The organism is Candidatus Binatia bacterium (genome assembly GCA_029243485.1).
In the GTDB taxonomy this organism is placed as follows: Bacteria; Desulfobacterota; Binatia; order UBA12015; family UBA12015; genus VGTG01.
The window spans coordinates 404,260-423,821 of sequence record JAQWRY010000086.1 but is presented as its reverse complement, the minus strand read 5'-3'; the positions used below and the strand labels follow the sequence as shown (position 1 = coordinate 423,821).

At 65.8% G+C, this 19,562-nt stretch carries 19 protein-coding genes; 7 read left to right on the top strand and 12 right to left on the bottom strand.

Annotation, left to right across the window (positions count from 1 at the left end; all coding sequences use genetic code 11):
* Entirely contained in the window at window positions 1-996 is a 996-nt protein-coding gene (locus tag P8R42_26735; protein ID MDG2308190.1) for an AAA family ATPase, read from the bottom strand.
* 188 nt (window positions 997-1,184) lie between these two features.
* Here P8R42_26735 and P8R42_26730 point away from each other — a divergent pair, with 188 nt between their 5' ends.
* Genes P8R42_26730 through P8R42_26720 form a run of 3 tightly spaced genes read left to right on the top strand, consistent with a single transcriptional unit; the run spans window position 1,185 to window position 2,884 of the window.
* The gene (locus P8R42_26730; GenBank protein MDG2308189.1) at window positions 1,185-1,703 is read left to right on the top strand and encodes an ACT domain-containing protein; all 519 of its coding nucleotides are present in this window, start codon (window positions 1,185-1,187) and stop codon (window positions 1,701-1,703) included.
* A gap of 33 nt (window positions 1,704-1,736) precedes the next feature.
* Window positions 1,737-2,171, top strand: coding sequence for a hypothetical protein (locus tag P8R42_26725; GenBank protein ID MDG2308188.1), 435 nt, complete (start codon window positions 1,737-1,739; stop codon window positions 2,169-2,171).
* On the top strand, window positions 2,114-2,884 hold the full coding sequence (locus P8R42_26720) for an enoyl-CoA hydratase/isomerase family protein (protein MDG2308187.1): 771 nt from the start codon (window positions 2,114-2,116) through the stop codon (window positions 2,882-2,884). Before P8R42_26725 ends, P8R42_26720 begins: the two co-directional genes overlap by 58 nt.
* Before the next feature lie 9 nt (window positions 2,885-2,893).
* Here P8R42_26720 and P8R42_26715 read toward each other — a convergent pair whose 3' ends face one another.
* Window positions 2,894-4,213: a sulfatase-like hydrolase/transferase gene (locus P8R42_26715; GenBank protein MDG2308186.1), complete on the bottom strand. Its 1,320-nt coding sequence runs from the start codon at window positions 4,211-4,213 to the stop codon at window positions 2,894-2,896.
* Between the two features lie 60 nt (window positions 4,214-4,273).
* On the bottom strand, window positions 4,274-4,726 hold the full coding sequence (locus P8R42_26710; GenBank protein MDG2308185.1) for a hypothetical protein: 453 nt from the start codon (window positions 4,724-4,726) through the stop codon (window positions 4,274-4,276).
* 55 nt (window positions 4,727-4,781) lie between these two features.
* On the opposite strand from P8R42_26710, the gene P8R42_26705 reads away from it, so the two are divergent.
* On the top strand, window positions 4,782-5,558 hold the full coding sequence (locus P8R42_26705) for a class I SAM-dependent methyltransferase (GenBank protein ID MDG2308184.1): 777 nt from the start codon (window positions 4,782-4,784) through the stop codon (window positions 5,556-5,558).
* A gap of 310 nt (window positions 5,559-5,868) precedes the next feature.
* Window positions 5,869-6,645, top strand: a complete 777-nt coding sequence (locus P8R42_26700) for a glucose 1-dehydrogenase (protein ID MDG2308183.1) — start codon at window positions 5,869-5,871, stop codon at window positions 6,643-6,645.
* Between the two features lie 16 nt (window positions 6,646-6,661).
* Here P8R42_26700 and P8R42_26695 read toward each other — a convergent pair whose 3' ends face one another.
* Both P8R42_26695 and P8R42_26690 read right to left on the bottom strand, forming a co-directional pair.
* Window positions 6,662-8,080, bottom strand: a complete 1,419-nt coding sequence (locus P8R42_26695) for a lipid biosynthesis B12-binding/radical SAM protein (GenBank protein MDG2308182.1) — start codon at window positions 8,078-8,080, stop codon at window positions 6,662-6,664.
* Window positions 8,081-8,171: 91 nt separating this feature from the next.
* A complete protein-coding gene (locus P8R42_26690; GenBank protein ID MDG2308181.1) occupies window positions 8,172-8,993 on the bottom strand; it encodes a metal-dependent hydrolase in 822 nt (273 codons plus the stop codon).
* Between the two features lie 136 nt (window positions 8,994-9,129).
* Here P8R42_26690 and P8R42_26685 point away from each other — a divergent pair, with 136 nt between their 5' ends.
* Window positions 9,130-9,798 carry a helix-turn-helix domain containing protein gene (locus P8R42_26685; GenBank protein MDG2308180.1) on the top strand — a complete coding sequence of 223 codons (669 nt, stop codon included), beginning with the start codon at window positions 9,130-9,132 and terminating at the stop codon, window positions 9,796-9,798.
* A 12-nt stretch (window positions 9,799-9,810) separates the two neighbouring features.
* On the opposite strand, the gene P8R42_26680 is transcribed toward P8R42_26685, so the two are convergent.
* The 5 genes from P8R42_26680 to P8R42_26660 all read right to left on the bottom strand — a co-directional run bounded on the left by P8R42_26680 (window position 9,811) and on the right by P8R42_26660 (window position 14,319).
* On the bottom strand, window positions 9,811-11,178 hold the full coding sequence (locus P8R42_26680; GenBank protein MDG2308179.1) for an AMP-binding protein: 1,368 nt from the start codon (window positions 11,176-11,178) through the stop codon (window positions 9,811-9,813).
* 83 nt (window positions 11,179-11,261) lie between these two features.
* Window positions 11,262-11,954: a glycosyltransferase family 2 protein gene (locus P8R42_26675; protein MDG2308178.1), complete on the bottom strand. Its 693-nt coding sequence runs from the start codon at window positions 11,952-11,954 to the stop codon at window positions 11,262-11,264.
* Window positions 11,951-12,739: a lysophospholipid acyltransferase family protein gene (locus P8R42_26670; GenBank protein MDG2308177.1), complete on the bottom strand. Its 789-nt coding sequence runs from the start codon at window positions 12,737-12,739 to the stop codon at window positions 11,951-11,953. The genes P8R42_26675 and P8R42_26670 overlap by 4 nt, the downstream gene beginning before the upstream one ends.
* A 5-nt stretch (window positions 12,740-12,744) precedes the next feature.
* On the bottom strand, window positions 12,745-13,716 hold the full coding sequence (locus P8R42_26665) for a lysophospholipid acyltransferase family protein (protein ID MDG2308176.1): 972 nt from the start codon (window positions 13,714-13,716) through the stop codon (window positions 12,745-12,747).
* A gap of 15 nt (window positions 13,717-13,731) precedes the next feature.
* Complete coding sequence (locus tag P8R42_26660; protein MDG2308175.1) at window positions 13,732-14,319, bottom strand: MOSC domain-containing protein; 588 nt, start codon at window positions 14,317-14,319, stop codon at window positions 13,732-13,734.
* A gap of 78 nt (window positions 14,320-14,397) precedes the next feature.
* Here P8R42_26660 and P8R42_26655 point away from each other — a divergent pair, with 78 nt between their 5' ends.
* Entirely contained in the window at window positions 14,398-16,818 is a 2,421-nt protein-coding gene (locus P8R42_26655; protein MDG2308174.1) for a hypothetical protein, read from the top strand.
* 105 nt (window positions 16,819-16,923) lie between these two features.
* On the opposite strand, the gene miaB is transcribed toward P8R42_26655, so the two are convergent.
* On the bottom strand, window positions 16,924-18,240 hold the full coding sequence (gene miaB, locus P8R42_26650; GenBank protein ID MDG2308173.1) for a tRNA (N6-isopentenyl adenosine(37)-C2)-methylthiotransferase MiaB: 1,317 nt from the start codon (window positions 18,238-18,240) through the stop codon (window positions 16,924-16,926).
* Window positions 18,241-18,305: 65 nt separating this feature from the next.
* Window positions 18,306-19,544 (bottom strand): cytochrome P450, encoded by a 1,239-nt coding sequence (locus P8R42_26645; GenBank protein MDG2308172.1) that lies wholly within the window; start codon window positions 19,542-19,544, stop codon window positions 18,306-18,308.
* Between the last annotated feature and the right edge of the window lie 18 nt (window positions 19,545-19,562).

Genomic DNA, 19,562 nt, shown 5'->3' with positions numbered 1-19,562 from the left:
TCAGACCAGAGGAACGCGAGCGATGAGCTCGTCGAGGAACGAGTCGGGTGTCATCCCGTCCGCTTCTGCCTCGAAGTTCAGCAGTACGCGGTGGCGCAGGACGTCTTTCGCAACGGCCTGGACGTCCTCGGGCGCGACGAACTCGGCGCCGCGGAGCCAGGCATGCGCGCGCGCGCAGCGATCCAGGGCGATCGTGCCGCGGGGACTCGCACCGCAGCGGACGGCCTTCGCGAGGTCCTGTCCGTACGCCGAAGGAGTGCGCGTGGCCAGCACGAGCTGGATCGCGTACTCCTCCAACGCCGGAGCGAGGTAGAGGTCCAACACCTCACCCCGCGCCGCGAAGATTGTCGCCTGGGAGACGGTCGTGAACTCCCCGAGATTTTCTCCGCGTGCCTCTCCTCTTACGAGCTGCAGAATTTTTCTTTCGGACTCGACGTTCGGGTAGCCGATCCGAATGTGCATCAGGAACCGATCGAGCTGCGCCTCCGGCAACGGATACGTGCCTTCCTGTTCGATCGGATTCTGCGTGGCCATCACGAGAAACAGCTTCGGCAACTCGTAGGTGTGCCGGCCCACCGTGACCTGTCGCTCTGCCATCGCCTCGAGCAACGCGGACTGCACCTTAGCGGGGGCGCGGTTGATCTCGTCGGCGAGAACCAGGTTGTGGAACACGGGGCCGCGCTGGAACGCGAAGCTACCGTCCTCGGGTCGATACACGTCGGTGCCCGTCAGGTCGGCGGGGAGCAGGTCCGGCGTGAACTGAATCCGATGGTGTTCGGCCTCGACCGCGTCCGAGAGCTCTCGGATCGCCTTGGTCTTCGCGAGCCCGGGGGCCCCCTCGACGAGCAGGTGGCCATCGGCCAGCAGCGCCACGAGAAGGCGGTCCGTCAGCGTCTCCTGACCCACGATGCGGCGGTTCAGATGCTCGCGAAGCCTCTCGAAATGGACTTTGGGCTGCGTGGACTCGGTTGGGAATGCGGCTACCTGTTCGTTCATCGGATCGACTCCTCCAGGGAAATGGTTTCTTCGTGCTGGGTGGTTCGACGTGAATGGTAGGCCCGAGTCCCAGTCCGGGAGCTTTCCGGATCATGAACATTGGTTCATGAGCGGTGCCGCGTGGGCTGCCCCAGCAGGTGCGCCGCTGCGCTTGAACCGGCGCCGGGCCTGGCCGAGAATCAGAGGTGATGAAGACTTCTCTGGTTCTGACGTGCATCGGGCCCGACCGCCCGGGTTTGGTTGGCTCGCTGTCTCAGGTCGTTGCCGATCACGACGGCAACTGGGTCGAGAGCCGAATGGCGCGACTCGCGGGAAAATTCGCCGGCCTTCTCCGCGTCGAGATCCCCGCGGAGCGCGCGGACGAGCTGACCCACGCACTCGGAGCACTCGGTGCCGACGGCTTTCGGATCACGGTCGAACCCACCGAGGTCGAAGACGATCGCGCGACGCGGCTCCTCAGGCTCTCGATCGTCGGACGGGATCGGGCCGGGATCGTGCGCGACATCTCCGGAGTCCTCGCCGCTCATTGCGTGAACGTGGAAGAATTGGAGACGTCCTGTACCAGCGCGCCGGAGTCCGGGGAGCCCCTCTTCCAGGCAAAGGCCAGCCTGCACGTGCCAAGCACGGTTTCGACCGCCGCGCTGCGCGACGGGCTAGAAGAGATCGCGAACGACCTCATGGTCGATGTCGACCTGGAGACCGCGTAAGGAACCCCGGCCTCGGCGCGCCGCAGCGAGACGATGGCCGAGCTTCTGCCGAACGACCGATTCCCGCTCTCCCACAAGTACGACCGCGACTGGATGCTCCGGAACCAGACGGGGCCCAACGCGTTGTGGCTCATGGAGTGGCTCAAGCTCCAGGAGGGGGCCTTCGAGACCTGGCAGAGCGCGGAGTACTGGCGTCGTCATCTCGCGAAGTCCGCCGAGCTCGACGTGCAGCTCGCCGACACCATGGAAGACAGCTGGCGCAAGGGAGTCGACTCGATCCGCGAGGACGCCGGTCGCACGATGGGATTCGTCCGCGCGATTGCCACGCGGCGCGCCTGGCGCAGGGACGCGACCCCTCCCGCGGAACGCCCGGGTGGATCTGGCCGCCCTCGTCCCGTAGGGCCGTCTAGATGTCGTACGAGACACTCACCCTCGAGAAGCAGGGCAAGGTCGCCCGGGTCTGGCTGAACCGCCCCGAGCGTCGGAACGCACTGAGTGGCCGAGCGCTCGAAGAGATTCGGGCCGTCTTCGAGGAACTGCAGACGTCGTTCGAAACCTCGGTCGTCGTCCTCGCGGGACGCGGACTGTCCTTCTGCGCCGGAGCGGATCGTAAAGACCCACCGGGACGAAGCGCCGCACCGACCGGGCTCGAACGCGAGCGTCGGTACATGGCGCAGATGGGCAAGCGCGCGGTCGAAGCGATCGAGCGATGCGAAGCGATCACCATCGCCCGCCTCCAGGGCCACGCGATCGGGGGCGGCGTGCTGCTCGCCGCGGCGTGCGACTTTCGGATCGCCGCACGAAGCACGATCTTTCACGTCCCCGAAGTCGACCTCGGGATCCCGCTCACCTGGGGCGGCGCACCTCGCCTCGCCCACCTCGTCGGACCGGCACGGGCCAAGGAAATCATCCTCCTGTGCGACCGCTTCGATGCGGAGGCCGCCGACCGGTTCGGCCTGCTGAACCGGGTGGTCGACGACGACGCGCTCGACGATGCGGTCCAAGACTGGGTCGCCCGCCTCGCCGCCAAGCCCGAATGGGCTCTGCACATGTCGAAGACCCAGTTCCGCGGCTACGATATGCTCGCTACGCTCGGGGACCTGACCGAGGGCGACGCCGACCTACTCAACACCGCCTCCGCAAAGGACCCGACGCGCTTCGCGTTTCCCGCGAAGGACTGACTCAGCGGCTCAGTCGGTCTTCGGCGCGGCCGAGCTCCCACCCGGAAGCGGCGCCGTCTTCCACGTCTCGATTTCGGAGCGGAACCCGGCGACCAGCTTCGGGTGCTCAGTGACCACGTTCACTCGCTCCTTCGCGTCCTGTTGCAAGTCAAAGAGCAGTTCGAGATCGAGCGCCTGGTACCAGATGTAGTGCCACCGCGGATCGCGCAGGTAGAACGCCTGCACCGGTTTCCACTTCAGCCCCTCGAGGCCTTCAGGTTCGAACCCCGGAATGCGTCCCCTCGCGCGACCGATGATCTGGCGCCGATCCACTCGTGTCTGCTCTTCGACGTTCGTGCGGATGTCGAGACCCGTGAGGCTCTCGGGCACGTCGACCCCGCCGTAGTTCATCAGGGTTGGCACGATGTCCAGCGTCGAGACCAGGTCTTCGCGGACCACCCCGGCCGGAACGTGGCCCGGCCAATTGAAAACGATGGGTGTCCGGAATCCGAGTTCGAACAGAGTCGACTTCGAACGACGCCCCGTCGGCACCGGGTCCCCCTCGAACTTGAAGGGCCCCTGCCCGTTGTCGGACAGGTAGAGGATCAACGTGTTCTCGCGCAGCCCCTTGTGCTCCAGATAGTCGACCAACGCGCCGACCGAATCGTCCAACCAGGAGATGCTCGCGTAGTACTGCTTCGCATCTTCATCGATGTCGGAATCGGCATAGAGCTCGAGGTAACGCGCCGGAGCGTCCCATGGTCCGTGCGGTAGCTCGGGTGCAAACCAGAGGAAGAATGGCTCGTCACCGACTTCGTTCAAGAAGTCGTAGACCGGCGCCATCGTCGTCCGGCCGACCGCCAGCCCGTCGGCGCCCCCCATGGCGATTTGGAACGGCCGGCCATGAGCGTCGGGGCCTTTCGTGCCGGCCGTGAAACCTCCGGCCGCGTAGTCGTTCACCCAGAACTTTCCGGCCTGCAGGCTCTTGTAGCCGCGCTCCTGGAGCCGGCCGGGGAGCGACCGTTTATCGAGGTGGGGCTGCTTTTCGGGCCAACCTCTCCTGCGGGGGTACGGTTCGGTCCCGTCTAGAAGAGTGATCAGAGACGGAAGGCAGACGCTCGCCGTGTTGTAGCCGATGCTGAACGTCGTACCGCCCTCGATGAGCCGATCGATGTTCGGTGCGATCACCGTCGGGTCGCCCATGAACTCGAAATAGGGATACGCGTGATCGTCGGCGAGGATGAGCACGATGTTCGGAGGCTTGGTTTCCTCCTCCGCAGCGAGCGCCACGCCGGGGCCGAGCATCGCAAGCACGACGAGCGTGCACGAGAATTGTCGGAGTGGTGTCACGATGAAGATTCCCGCGCGGACTGTATGCGCGGTGACTCTACGCACGCAATCCGCTGAATCTCAGTGCCGCCCCGCGTAGCCCCGCAGCCGTATCCCCAGACCCGCTCCTATCGCGGCGAAGTTGGCGAGCTCCTCCTCCGAGAGCTTCAGCCAGACGGCCTCGATCGCCTCTTCGCGTCGATCCCGAAGGCTCGCTAGGAGTCGCTTCCCGGCCGCCGTGAGTCCGTACTCCCGCTGACGCGCATCCCCGCGTCCGATCGAAACTCCCACCAGGTCCCGCTCGAGAAGCTGACGGAGGGTCCGGGAAACGCCTGCGGGACTCTGCGAACGGCTCCGAGCGAAGAGCGACGGCATGAAGTCCTCTTCCGCGACCTGCTCCAGCACCCGCCATTGCAGGTCGGAAACCCCGGCTTCGGCGGCCAATTGCTGCCTACGTTTTTCGAAAACGTCCGCCAGCTCCTGGAGAACCCGGATCGCCTCGTACGCGAGAGCTCGTTTGTGCTTGCTTCCCATTTATATTTAACCTATGTTAATCATTAACCTAAGGCAAGTACGGAAGGAACAGCTCATGGAATCGACTACGATGAACCTGAAGCAGGCGGTAGAAGCCCAGTTCAGCGCTGCCGCTGCGGCCTACGCCACGAGTGGTGTGCACGCCGGGGGCCCCGATCTCGAGGCAATGCTCATTGCCGCTGACGCGCACGGAACCGAGCGCGTACTCGATCTCGGTTGTGGAGCGGGTCACACTGCGCTCTTTTTCGCACCGCACGTCGCCGAAGTGCACGCCCTCGATCTGTCCGAGCCCATGCTCGAGCAGGGGCGCCGACTCGCAGCGGAACGGTCGCTGTCGAACCTCCACTGGCACTGCGGCGAAGCGGAGTCGCTTCCGTTTCCCGACGCGCACTTCGATCTGGTGACGTCTCGCCAGAGCGCGCACCACTATGAGGATCTCGATCGAGCCCTCGCCGAGGTCGCGCGGGTGCTGAAGCCCGGGGGGAAGTTCCTCGTCGTCGACAGCGTGGCCCCCGAGGATCATGCCGGCGACACCTTCCTCAACACGTTCGAGATCCTGCGGGACGCGAGCCACGTTCGTGACCACCGCGTCTCTGACTGGTGTCGCATGCTGGAGCACACCGGGATGAAGGCCGCGGGCGGTCCGCGTTGGTGGCTCGACATGGATTTCGAAGAGTGGGTGCGGCGAAGCGCAACCCCGAGCGACGCGGTCGACGCGCTGCGGTCCTTCGTGCGGCGCGCGCCACGGGACGTCCGGGAGCCGTTCTTCCCGGATGCCGTGGGCTGTAGTCGGGTGAAGCTCGAAGCGGCCCTGGTCGTCGGACACCGCTGAACCCGAAGCCCCAACTGCGCCCCAGAACCGACCCGTTCTAGCCGGGGGGGGTGGGGGGCTCCCCCCCCCTTTTCTGCAAGTGCCAGGCGGCACGGGAGCTTCTCCGGATCTCGGCCGGGCGCGGGAGCCCCCTTCGCAGAACCGCTCTGGACCACTCGTCCCCGCCGTGCCCTCGAAGCCCGGGCAGGCATTCGGTCCCTCCCGAAGCGGGGCCTTACAGAAGCCCGGCTTTGTCACGGCCGGGCGCTCTCACTGGTACAGGGGCCGCCGGCTGGTGGCGCCCCGCTGCGCTCGGCGCTAATCCGAAGCCATGGTTTTCGATCGATTCAGGCTGGACGGGAAGGTCGCCATCATCACCGGAGCCGGGCGCGGAATCGGCGCCGGCTGCGCCCGCGCGCTGGCAGAGGCGGGGGCCGACATCGTGGGCGGGGCGCGCACGCTCGAGCAGGTCGAGGCAGTCGCGGAGGAGGTTCGCGGCCTCGGTCGCAAAGCGCTCGCCGTCGCGTGCGACGTTCTCGAACGCGAGCAGCTGGAGAACCTCGTTGCCAAAGCAATGGACGAGTTCGGCCGCATCGACATCCTCGTGAACAACGCCGGGGGCTACCCTCCCGTGCCCGCGCTGCGTACGAGCGAGAAGGCGTTCGAGGAGTGTTTTCGCTTCAACGTCACGACCGCCTTCCTGATGAGTCGATTTACGATTCCCCACATGCTCGAAGGCGGGGGCGGGTCGATCGTGAACATCAGTTCGTCCGCCGGCCGCATCCCGATGTCGGGCTTCGTTGCCTACGGGACGGCCAAGTCCGCACTCACCTTCATGACGCGCGAGTTCGCGATGGAGTTCGCACCGCGCGTGCGCGTGAACGCGATCGCGGTCGGCTCGACCGACACCTCGTCGCTCGGCCCGTTCCTCGACGACGACTCGCGATCGAAGATGGAAGAACTCACGCCCATGAAGCGGCTCGGCGAAGTCGAGGACATCGCGATCGGGGCGATGTACCTTGCGTCGCCGGCCGCGAGCTTCGTGACCGGCAAGGTGCTCGAAATCGACGGCGGCCTCATCATGGGGAACTGGCCGTTCCCCGTCTGAGCCGGCGGTCGATGACCTAGGGTCGGGCTGCCGCTCCCGTTCCCTTGGCAGGTCGAAGGAGCCGCCAGAGCTGGCCCTTCACCTTCCGCTCCCGCAGCTTCCGCAGGACCGCGACATTGGTCCGGATGCTCTTGCCGGGCACGATCCAATTCGGATGGGTCTTCGCGTGCCCCTCGATCTGTTCGATCATCTCCCCCTTCAGCCCGGGTGAGATGTAAAAGCGCGGGTACAGAAGGTTGTCCGTCTCGTCGATCTGTCCGTCCTGGATCGCCAGGTCGACCATCCCGGTGCCCGGCAGGATCCGGATCCCCGTCATGGCGATCACGGCAGTCGGCTGAAGCTCGTCCATGAGCTGCAGGGTCTCGTTCACCGTCTGTTTGTTCTCGCCGGGGCCCCCAAAGATGAGGCTGTGGCAGAACTTCAGGTTGTGGTCGTGGCAGAGCTTCGACGTCCGCCGAAGATCGCCGATGTCGAACTCCTTCTTGAGGCTCTCGATCATCGTCGCCGAACCGGCGTCCGTTCCGAACTCGATCGCCTTGCAACCCGACCGCGCCATGAGCTGGCACAACTCTTCGTCGATGAACTTCGGGTTGAGATAGCCCGACCACTCGACGTCCAGTTCGCGACGGATGATCTCCTCGCAGATGTTCTTCGCGTGCCGCATCGGCAGGTTGAAGATGTTGTCGACGAAGAAGAGGTGACGGACGCCGAACTCCTCACGCATCTGCTGGATCTCGTCCACGACGATCTCGGCCGTGCGCATCCGCACCTTCGAGCCTTCGATGAGCGGATAGCTGCAAAAGACGCACTCGAACATACAGCCGCGCTTGGTCTGGATGTTCAAAGCGCCGCCGCGCTCGTAGTACAGGTCCATGTCGAACCTCTGCCGCATCGGGGCGCCCGTGACATCGAGCTGCTTGATGCGCGTCACAGGTGTCACGAGAACGCCCTGTCCCGCCGGCTCGCAGAGAACTTCCGGCGTCGTCTCGAGGGCAACCCGATCGGCGACCCGCGTGAGGATCCAGGGAAACGCGTGCTCCCCCTCGCCCACGACACCCGCGTCCGCCGGCAGGACCTGCATGATCGTCGCCGGCATCACCGTAAAGCCCGCGCCCCCGAGGACGATGAACGCGTCGCTCTGGTTGCGGACCGCCTCGACGAGCGACCGGTAGTCGTCGATGTACGAGGTGTTCTCGGGGTAGGACGACGAATCCAGATTCCGCAGTGAGATGCCGATGACATCCGGCGCGAAGACGCGGATCTTCTCGGCCACCTGCTCCGGCCGATCGTCGAGGAAGCAGAGATCGATCGAGTCGACCTCGTGCCCCGCGCGCTCGGCCACGGCCGCCATGTAGGCGGCCCCGAGAGGGAACACGGGATCCGGGAGCTGCTCGGTGTTGGCCGAGATCAGCAGGACGCGGAGACTACGACTCACCATTCTTCACGGCGAGATATCACGCAGGTCCGGTCACGCCTAGGTGCGGCGCGGCAGTACGGCGAAGCCGTGCCGCGTACCGATGCCGTGTTCAGGCCGGGTCGAGCTCGGCTTTCCACTCGTCCACGACCTTATGATTGTCCTCTTGCCAGGGGTGGAAACCCGGTCGGAAGTAGTGCGCCCACGGAGCGATCAACCGTCGCAACATGCCGGGGCGGAGCCAGAGGAACCGGCCGAACGCGAGCCAGCCGCGCACGTCACCCGCGAGACCATCGGCCTTCACCAGCGCGAAGTGGAAGCGAAAGACAAGGAACCAGAAGATCGCCGAGGAGCTGAGCATCACGACGCTCCGCAAGAGGTACGCCTGCACGGGGCGCTTGGAAACCTCCTGATAGACGTCGAAGGCGACCGCCTTGTGCTCCGTCTCCTCGACTGCGTGCCAACGCCAGGCATTCGCGACCTCGTTGTCGCGCCCGAGGCTGTCGTCGGCGAGGACCTGTCCCGCCATGATCGCCGTGAAGTGCTCCAGCGCGATCGTAATCGCCAGACGCTCCATAGGAGACGTGCGCGTCTTCAGTCGGCCGAGGAAGCCCTTGAGCCAACCTTCGAGCTTCGCCACGGGGAGTCCGGCATCCGCAAGAGCCTGGTTGTACCGCCGGTGCTCCCGACTGTGCATGGCCTCCTGCCCGACGAACGCCTGGACGTCCGCCGACAACTGCGGATCGTCGATGCGATCGCGGTAGTGGCGAACGGCCTCGATGAAGAGCTTCTCGCCTTCGGGGAAGAAGACCGACATCGCGTTGAACAGATGCGCGACGTGGGGGCCGTCGGGATGCCAGCTGCGGAGTTCCTCGGGGGAGAATTCGAAGTGGAGATCACGCTGCTCGATGTCGAGATGGGCTGGAGTTGCCATGAGTGTGTTGTACGCAAAGTTAACATACGTGTCAAGTTCAATCGCAACTCACGAAGAAACCCTAGCGAATACGGGCTAAAGTTATCCTCGGAAGATCAGCTATTTACTAACACCGCAGTAATCTCTAGGACATCTCATGCCCCGCCCCCTGCGACGAAGTCGCCGCCGCCGCGAACGGGAGGTCCCCGTCGCGGGGAGCCGCATCCGGATTCTCGAGGGTGCGATGAAGGCCTTCGGGCAGCACGGCTACAACGACACGCGCGTCGAGGACATCCTGCTCGAGGCCGGCGTGTCACGGCCGACGTTCTACAAGTTCTTCGCGAACCGCGATGAAGTCTTCGACGCGATCGCCGAATCGCAGGCCTTCTCGGTGATCCAGTCGATGAAGGGTGCGATCGCGATCGCGGCCGACCCGCTCGAGCGACTCGACAAAGCAATCGACGCCTATCTGCGCTGGCGGGCAGCGATCGGACCGATCGGGACCGTACTGATCGCCGAAGCGATGCGGCCCGGCTCGAATGCAGGCCAACAGCGCCAGGCGATCCTCGATGCGGTCACCCTCTGGTTCACCGCCGAAGCAAGTGAGGTGCTCGGCACCGAGACCGACCCGCTTCTCTATGTCGGTGTCGTCGCCGCACTCGAGCGCGTCAGCTCCGAGATCGATCAGGCGCGCGTCGGCGAGAAGGAAATCCAACGGTGCAAAGTCGTCATGATGCAGATCGTGCTCGGCACCCTTTCGTGGGACCGGGACCGCGATGCACTGATGGAGAAGGCGATCGCTCTGCGCGATCGCCCGCCTGGTTGAGCGAACGCCCGATCAGCTTCGCTGCGCGTCTTCGCGCGTGAGGCGGCGCCGCCGAAGCGCGTTTCGGATCTGACGCTTGCCGAGATGGAAGAGCGTCCGACCGTCGAACGTCGGCCACTCGAGCAACGCCTCCATGATCGTGATGGGCTTGCGTCCCGGGCGGCGCCAGTCACTGATCACCGACGGCTTGTAGATCGAAGGCGTCCGGAACATCGCGCTGCGATCGAGAACTTCGTTCGGCCCGAGCCGCTCGACCGTGATCGGTAGACCGATCCGCTCGGCGAGCTTGCGCTCTGCCTCTACGGGATGCGCGCCGCTGGGATCATCGAGTTCAACCAGCAGCCGCAGCTCGTGGGGCCGAATCAAGATGAAGAAGATCCGGGTCCCGAGCTCGTCCGCGAACTCGTAGGCGGCGTCCAGAATCTCGTAGTGCATCGCACGGCCACCGGCGATCTCCACGGCCTCCTCCAGGCGCCCGAGCACCTCGATCGTCTCGTCGGCCCGGCCGCACGGGCACGGCTCGGTCTCGCGGCGAACGAGGTCCTCAGTGACGTACCGCACGAGCGGCATGACCTCCTGCACCAGACTCGTGATCGTCACGATCCCGGCTTCGCCCGGACCGACCGGCTCGTGGGTATCGGGATGCAGGATCTCGAACTCGAGAAGCTCTTCACAAAGGTGCAGCCGCCCCTCGGTGCACCCGACGCCCATGAGCATCGTCTCGTTCGATCCGTAGATCTCGACGATACGAGCCTCCCAGTCGTGCTCGATAACTCGGCGAAGCGCCGGAGGGAGAACCGCACCACCGCAGAAGATCACCTCGACAGAGCCGAGACCCTTCCGGAGATCGAGCCCCTGATCCCGGGCCAGCTCGCGAAGAAGGATGGGCTCGAGCGGAAGACTCGAGATCGCCGTCACCTTCAGCCGCTGGATGAACTCGAGCGCACGGGTGAACGGCACGTCCCAGCTCATGTTGCCGGCGGCGATGTGACAGGCTCCGGCCTGTCGGAGCGTTTCTTCGAACACGAACGAGACCGGCGCGAACAGCGGGAATCGATTCAGCAGAATCGTCTCGGTATCGAGCTCGGGCACCATCGAGTGCACGCGCGTCGCCATCAGCTTCAGCTCGTCGAGCCCCGACCACGTCGACGTCGGCTCGCCCGTGGTTCCGCTGGTCTCGTGGTAGTGCCACGCCTTGGACGGCGGCACCGCCAACATGCCGAAGGGGCTCGCCGCGGTCAGGTCACCCTTCTTCGTAAACGGGAGCGACGCGAGATCCTTGCGCGACTCCAGCGTGTGGCCCTCGAGATGCTGCGCGTAGAAAGGGCTCTGTCGCGCGCGCTCGATCGCCAACCGTAGGATCTCGTCGCGGGACGCCACGGGCTGAGCCGCTCTGCCGTGTCCTCCGTCCATGCGAGCCTATGTCGCACGCCGGAAGCGGCATGACCAGTGAGCCCGGCGGCTCATCCACGCCAACCGGCCGCGAACGGGACGACGGTCTTGATGATCCGAATCGTGTCGATCCACGGATTGTAGTGGCTCACGAGTCGGTCGGGCGGAGGGTAGTAGACGTGCACCTTCCGCGACCTCACATCGAGCCCCCGGCGGGCCGCGAGGATCAAAACCTCGCTCTCGAACTCGTAGTGATCGGCTCGGACGCCAAGGCCGAGCGTCGGGGCAATCGGGTAGATCCGGAATCCGGATTGGGTGTCAGGGAACCGTGTCCCCGCCGCGAGCGCGACCCACCAGTTCGCGAAGTCGTTCCCGAACCGCCGGATCCCCGCGACCTCCTGCCCCTCTTCACGAATGCGCTCACCCACCACGATGGCATCGGGGGCCTCGCGCCATTCCTCGAGGAGCACGGGCATCTCGTCGGTCAGATGCTGTCCGTCCCCGTCGACGCTGAAGACGTGCGTGTATCCCTGGTCGCGCAGCCGTTCCATTCCCGAACGCAGCGCGGCCCCCTTGCCCAGGTTCTTCTCGTGCCGCAGGACGTCGGCGCCTGCCGATGCTCCTGCTGCGCTCGTACTGTCGGTCGATCCATCGTCCACGACGAGGGCGTGATCGACGTGCGCGAGCACCCCCTGAATCACCGCGCCGAGCGTACCCTCGACGTCGAGGCAGGGGATCAGCGCCGCAATCCGGGGCTCGCTCACTCCGCGGTTTCTCGCGCCCGCGAGAGACGCGCGAAGATCTCCGCGCGGGTCTGATCACAGAGACGTTCGCGATCGTCGTAAATCAGATCCGCGGTCTCAATCGGGGGAAGCACCTCGATGACCACGGTGCCCGGACGGATCGACAGGTACCTGCCACGCGGCATCACGCCCGAGGTGCCGTGAATCGCGATCGGAACGATGGGTCGCTTCAGCTGGATGGCGAGCGCGAAGGCTCCCTTCTTGAAGGGCTGCAGTCCGGCTTCCGTGGACCGCGTTCCCTCCGGGAACATCACGAGCGAGAACGCGCCGCGGCCACCTTCTTCAAGTCGGTTGAGCCGCTCAATCGACTTCGCGGGATCGTCGCGATCGATCGGGATCATTCCGAGGGTCTTCATCGCCACGCCAAGGATCGGCTCGCGGAACAACTCCTTCTTCGCGGCGAATCTATTGTTGCCCGGCAGGTATCCCAGCAACGCGGCGATGTCGTAGTGGCTCGCGTGGTTCGGCGTGAGCACGCTCGGGCCGGCGGGGAGATTCTCGAGCCCGAAGAGCTTCACCTCGACCCCGGTCGCGACGCCCAGACTTCGCGCCGAAAACGCCACCCACTGCCACGCCCTCTCGCGGGAGAGCGGATGCAGGACCGCGGCGACCGCTCCACAGAAGAACACCATCGCGCGGAAGAGGATGCGGTTCAGGAAGATCCGGGCGCGGGACGCGGCCGACGCGCCGACGCTCGTCACGAGTTCGTCGTCCCACTGTGTGGCCGGAATCCGTAGCTGCTGCATGCGCCTCAGGTACCACTGTCCCAGACGTCGTGAAACTGGAACCACTGATGCGGGTAGGCACGAACGTTCTGTTCGAAGCTGCCCATGACATCCCGCATCACGTCCACGACCTCATCCCGGCTCGCCTGTCGGTCGATGTGCCGCACCGGTTCCGGAAGGAACCGAAAGCGCCGCCGACCCAATCGCACGACGTACACGGGCCAGACGGGAACTCCGGCGAGTTTCGCGAGCATGAACGGCCCGATCTGGAACGGCGCCGGTTTACCGAAGAAGTCGATTGGCTGCGTCACCTGGCCAGGTGCCGCGCGATCGAGCTGGATCGCCACGATCTCGCCTCGTCGCAGCGCGCGGATCATCTCCACCGAAGAGAACGCGGATCGGTCGGAGTGGATCACCTTCAGCCCATGCTGCTCTTTCTTCTCCACGGCGAACCGCTCGACGGTCGCGTTCGCTTCCGTAGCCATCACCAGATTCACGGGCCGATCGAGCTTCTGCATGACCCGTGCGCCGATCTCCCAGCAACCGAAATGGGAGGTGAGCACGATGAGCCCCTGCTTCTGCGCGAGGATCTCGTCGAGGTCGAAGTCCGGCGGGTACTGGATGTCGAGCTCCAGCTCGAGGGCGTCGGCAAGATCGGACCCGTGCAGACGATGGCCCTCGAACTCGAGTGTCTCCTGGAACACGTACGCAAACTCGATGAACGTCTGCAGAGCCGCTCGATGCTCGGCCCGCCAACCAGGCTGCCCGAGGACCTGCCGGAGGTTCTGGACCACTGCCCGTCTGTTGCGGCCAATCAGCGCGAAGAACAGAGAGCCAAATAGCGGCGGCATGCCCTTCTTCCACCAATCGGGACCATGGGCGGCCCCGTAGTAGGCGATTCGGCGCCAGAAGAGCCCGTCCCAACGGAGCGCCCCTGACAGAGAGATGTCGCCCTGTCCCGCCATGACCGAGGAGTCATACGGGTGGACCCCGCCCACGTCTACGGCGGTGGTCTACGCTGGTGCCGAGGCCCCGCGCTGGAGGACTTCTATCGAGTCGCCCACCGCGACATCGCCCGCCTCGACGACCGTCCAATAGACGCCGCGCATGTGCTGATCGCGCTTGGCCTTGTCCGAGATGAAGCGCAGCCCGTCGTTGCCGAACCGACCCATGAACTTCCGGCAGCCGTTGTGCGGCTCGGGCGAAACCTCGACGACCGCGGCGCCGACCCGCAGCCGGGAGCCGGCCGGGAGGTTTTGGTCGGACAGATCGAGATCCACGAAGAGATTGTCACCGGCCAGCGTGATGGCTTGGCCGTTCGCGAGCAACTCGGCGATATCGCGCCGCATGACCGCGAGTTGCATGTCGGGCCGGTCGCCCGTGCGCCGCGCCCAGCGATCGCCCGGCACGCCCTCTTTGGCCGAGAGGCGAGCCCGCTGAGGTGTATCCCGCACGCCATCGGCCCGCCGCGACACGATCAGAGCGACTCGGCCGGTGTCCGCCGGCGGGGCGGGAAAGCGGCTCCAGGCCGCTTCGAGTTCTTCCAGCGGTAGGTGACGGCTCTCGTCACCCTGCGGTCCGTAATCTTCTTCGTCGGCCATTCCAGTAGGATACGCGACCCTCGGGCGCGGTTCATCCCACCCGTTTCCAAGAAGCTGGAGGCCAGCTAGGAAAGACCGATGCACCGCGCGCGGCTCCTCCTGGCCCTCCTGCAGGTCTTCCTCGGTGCCGCGGTCGCGACAGCGGCACCCCGCTACGACATCGCGGCATCGCTCGAGCCCGACGCCGGCGTCATCGAGGGAACGGTACGAATCCGGTTCGAGCGCAGCGACGACGTCGCCCTGTTACACCTCTACCCGAATCGGTTCCGCAAAGAGGGGCCCGAAGTCGACGACACCACGCGCCGCTACGTGTACCCGCGAGGGATCTTCCACCCTGGCGGGATCACAGTCGAAGGCGTGCAACTCGCATCGGGCGAGGCATTGCCGCACCGGCTCGACCGGCCGCAGGGTTCCGACGAGGAGACACTCCTCGAGATCGACCTTCCCGCGGGCGGGCTTACGTCGGTCGAGATCGTGGTCGCGTTCCGCACCGACGTGCCGAAACGCTTCGGCCCCTTCGGAGTGACCGAACAAGGCTTCGCCGCGGTCGGCGGGTGGCACCCCTACCTCGTCGCCCGCGACGACAATGGAGGCTGGCACCCCGATTGGGCGCCGCCTCCCGCGAATGTCGACGCGAACGTCCAGGCCCCGAGCGATCGAGCGCTCGTGCTGGGGGACGCCGTGTTCCCGGCGGGGCACGGAGGAAGCGTCCGCACGACCCACGCTCTCGTGCGGAACCTCGCCCTACTCGCACCGCTCGACGCCGACATCGCAGAGTCCGTCCGCGGCGATACGAAGATCCGCTTCATCGAGCCCCACGAGCCGCGCGCATATCGACTCGGGCCGGACCCCGAGCCGGACACGCGGTTCCAGACCTTGGTCCTGCACGCGTTCGACCACAGGCCCAACACGCTCACGGCGCCCGATGCCCTCACGGTTGCGCAGATCCCGCTGCGCTGGAATCTCACCTCGCAGAGCGACGCGCCGATCGTGATCTCGGATCGGGCGATGCACGTCCAGGACGTGCTCAGCGGCTTTCACGGCGCGCAGATCGCGCAGGCCGTGTACGCCGCGTTACTGCAGCCTCGTATGATGGAGTGCGAGCCCCCCGGGCAGCGCAATTGGATCCAGCAAGGCGTGGCCTGGTACCTCGCCGACCGGTTCCTCGCGGCGACGGACCCGGACCACCAGAGCGTGCACGACTGGATCCGATATCTCGATTTCCTCGCCATCGTAGACCGCTTCGAATCGGCGCCGAAGATCCCGTTCGTGGAGGCGTTCTTCGAGAACTCGCTGACGGACGACGAACTGCGCGAGAGCGTCTTCAGCTACGCCCGGGTCGCGCCCCCGGCCCGCCTGTCGTTCGCCCGCCTCGACCGCAGCGTCGGCGAAGAACCGCTGACCTCCGCCATCGAGACCTACCTCGGACGACTCGACGGGCCGTGCGTGACCTTCGCCGAGACCCTCCAGGCATCGACACCACAGCAGCCTTCCCGGGTGCGCGAGGAACTCGAGAGTGCTCGCGTTCCCGTCGTTCCGGATGGCCCCCGGGCGCGCATCGATCCGAACCTCCGACCGCGGCGGGAGCGGTCGAAGTATCAGTTCATCCTCGACAGCGCGGACATCGACGTGAGCTCGTCGCAGTTTGGGTTCGGTGCGTTGTTCCTGCTGCGCAAACGCTCCGACTACACCAAGGACATCGTGTTCGCGCCGTACTTCAGCGAGCGCTCGTACGGCCTCCGCACCGGCCCGCGCTTCCACTTCGGATCGCGAAACGACCCAAACAACTACCGACACAACGTCCTGCTGTTCTACCAGATCTCGGGCCTCGTCTCGGGGTTCAAAGACGATAGCCGCCCCGACGTGCGGAGCACCGGGGGCATCGGTGGCTTCGGAATCCGGTACGACTATTCCAACGTCTATTGGTTCAACAACCCGACGGAGAAGCGGAACCTCCGACTGTTCGTCGACGGCTACGACTCGGCGCTCGGCGGCGACTACAGCTTCCTACGCTACGGCGCGCGCTTGCGCGGCACGACAAAGATCTTCTCGCCGAACACGCTCGCAGCACTAGAGCTTCTCGGCGGTTTCGAGCAGGACTTCTCGGCGTCCGGCGTTCCCATCCAGGAGCAGTACGCGCTCGGCGGCCAACGCGCGATCCGCGGCATCTCGATCAACCAGGAACTCGCCCGCAACATCGGCCTCGCGCGGTTCGAGCTGAGGCAGGCGGTCTACCCCGAGTTCGACCTGAACCTCCTGGACTTCCTGACGTACCGCCGCCCGCAGGTTCGCCTCTTCCTCGACGCCGGCAACGTCGACGATGCTGCCGGACGGGCGGTGAATCCCGCGAACTGGGCCATCGGCGGCGGGGTCGGGGTCAGCCTCCTCTACGACTTCATGGGCTTCTTCCCGGGCTCGGCCTACCTCGAGCTGGCGACCCGACTCGACCGCGATCAACAGGACATCCAGGTCCTGTTCGGAACCCGACAGGCCTTCTGACACAAGGGGTAACGGCCCCTCTCGGCCGAGACGCGGGCTGATTTAGACGATCGGGGCCCGGCAGCGACTCCCGCGCCCGGCCGAAATCAGCAGAAGCCCCCGGAGCTAGACGACCGTGGCTTGGAGGGTGTGCGCGCTGCCTCCGTCGACACGGACGCGGACGACCTCGCCGGGCGCTACTCCCGGATCGCGGAAGATCGTCGTCTTGAAGGTCTCGCTCTTGCCGACGACATGGCCCGGGGGGCGACGCGCCGGTCCTTCGACGAGCACTTCGAGCTCGCGACCGATCTGCTCCTGGTTCTTCTCGAAGCCGATCTCTTCCTGCCGCTCGATCAGCTGCGTGAGGCGACGACCCTTCTCTTTTTCGCTCACCGTATCCGGGATCTTGTGGGCACGCGTACCTTCCCGCGGCGAGTACTTGAAAAGATACGCGAAGTCGTACCGCGCCTCATCGAGGAACGAGGCGGTCTCGTCGAAGTGCTTCTGGTCTTCGCCAGGGAAGCCGACGATCACGTCGGTGGAGACAGCGATGCCCGGAATGCGGTCGCGAACCCGGCCGAGCAGCTCGCGGTATTGCTCGATGGTGTAGTCGCGCGCCATCGCTTCGAGCACCGAGTTCGACGCCGACTGCAGCGGGAGATGGAGATACGGCATGACCTTCGGTTCGTCCGCGAGCGCGTCGATCATCGAGTCCGACACCTCCGAGGGATGAGGCGAGGTGAACCGGATGCGCTTCAGGCCATCGACGGCGGCGGTGCGGCGCAGGAGATCGCCGAAGTCGGCTCCATCCGCGTTGTACGCGTTCACGGTCTGGCCCAGGAGAACGACCTCACTCTTGCCTGCAGCGACCGCGGCTTCGACCTGCGCGACGACCGCGTCGGGGGGCAGACTGCGCTCGCGGCCGCGCGTGAACGGCACGACGCAGAACGTGCAGAACTTGTCGCAGCCGCGCATGACGGTGAGCCACGCGCGCGGCCCGGGGCCATGATCGGGGATGAGATCGGCGTACGTTTCGTCGCGATCGAGCCGAACGTCGACACGGGGGTCGGCGCCCTCTTCGAGAAGAATCGGAAGATCGCGGTACCCGTCCGGTCCGATGATCAGATCCAGGTAGGGCGCCCGATCGAGCAGTTGCTCACGCAGATGCGTGGCCATGCACCCGAGAAGACCGAGCTGAACGCTCGGCCGAGCGTGCTTGAACTGAAGGAGCTCACCGAGGCGGCCCAGGACGCGCTCCTCGGCGCGTTCCCGAATCGCGCAGGTATTCAGGAGCAAGACGTCCGCCTCGGCGGGGTCCTGCGTCCGCTCGTAACCGGCGCCCTGCAGCAATCCTCCCACCAGCTGGGAGTCTGCGACGTTCATCTGACAGCCGTAGGTCTCGAGAAAGACCTTGCGCGGCGTGCCTTCGGGGCGCTCGGACATCCGCCAGGTATAACGGACGGGCGCCGGACCGTCAGGGGCGGGCCCCGGCCGTTCGCGGGGCGTTCCTAGGCACCATAAGCGAGCGGCAACGACTCCAGCCGACGCACGAAGATGCTCTTCGCGTACACCGGAGCCGCTTCGGCCGACAGCGCGAGGTGCCCTGCCCGCGCAAGAAGCTCCTCGCAGACGATCCGCGCTTCGAGCCGCGCCAGGCCGGCACCGATGCAGAAGTGCCCGCCGCGGCCGAAGGTCAGGTGATCTCGCGGAAAGCGACGATCGAGCCGGAACGCGTCGGGATCCTCCACCCGATCCGCATCCCGGTTCGCGGAGGCCCAAAGTAGCATCAGACGGTCTCCCGGGACGAGCGAGAAGGAGCCCAGCTCACACTCCCGGCGAACCGCCCGGTAGTGGAACTTGAAGGGCGGCTCGAGGCGGGCGACCTCTTCGACGAAAACCGGGATGAGCTTCGCATCACCGCGCAGAGACTCGGCGACCTCCGGTGCCTCCGCCAGGCGCCGGACCACCGACCCGATCAGCGCTGCCGTCGATTCTCCACCAGCACCGAACATCACCGTCGCGATGCCGACGGCTTCGTCCGTAGCGATCTTCCCGCCCTGCACGCCGCGTGCGAGGGCGTGCAGCATGGGCGCGTCGACCTCCGGTCGCGGAGAAATGCGGGCGTTCTCGAAGTGCTCTCCGAGATACTTCGCCATCTCCACCGATTCCGTGGTGAGCCGGGCCAGCTGCTCGTGCCCAATGTCGCCGGCGAGGATGTCGCCGCCCATCATCGCCCACGTGCGATGCCGACTCACGTCGCCGTCGGGCAGACCGAGAAGCTCGGCGACGACCCGAGCCGGGATGAGCTCCGCAACCGGAATGAAGTCGCCACCGCCGTCCTTCATCCAGGCGCCGAGGGCGTCACACGTCCACGACCGAATCGGACCCTCGAGCTCGGTGATACGACTGTTCGACATTCGCGGCTGGGAGACCGCCCGGTGCACGGCGTGGGAGGGCTCGTCGGCCGTCGCGATGACGCGGGTGGCGGCATTCTGGGGCAGGTCCAGCGTGGTCGGCTGGCCCTCGTCGCCCCGGATGAGGACTCCCGTCAAGTTCGCCGAGAAGTCCTCCTCGCGGTCCAGCACTTCCTCGATCCGATCACGGGTCGCGACGAGGTGGACGCCGGTGGCCGCGACGCGGGCGATCGGAGCCTCCCGCCGCAGGCGCGCATAGAGCCGGTGCGGATCCTCGATCGCCTCCGCGCTGAAGATCTCGTCGGCCTGAGAGGAGTAGAGCGGTGCCCGCATCCCCGCAGTCTACGCCAC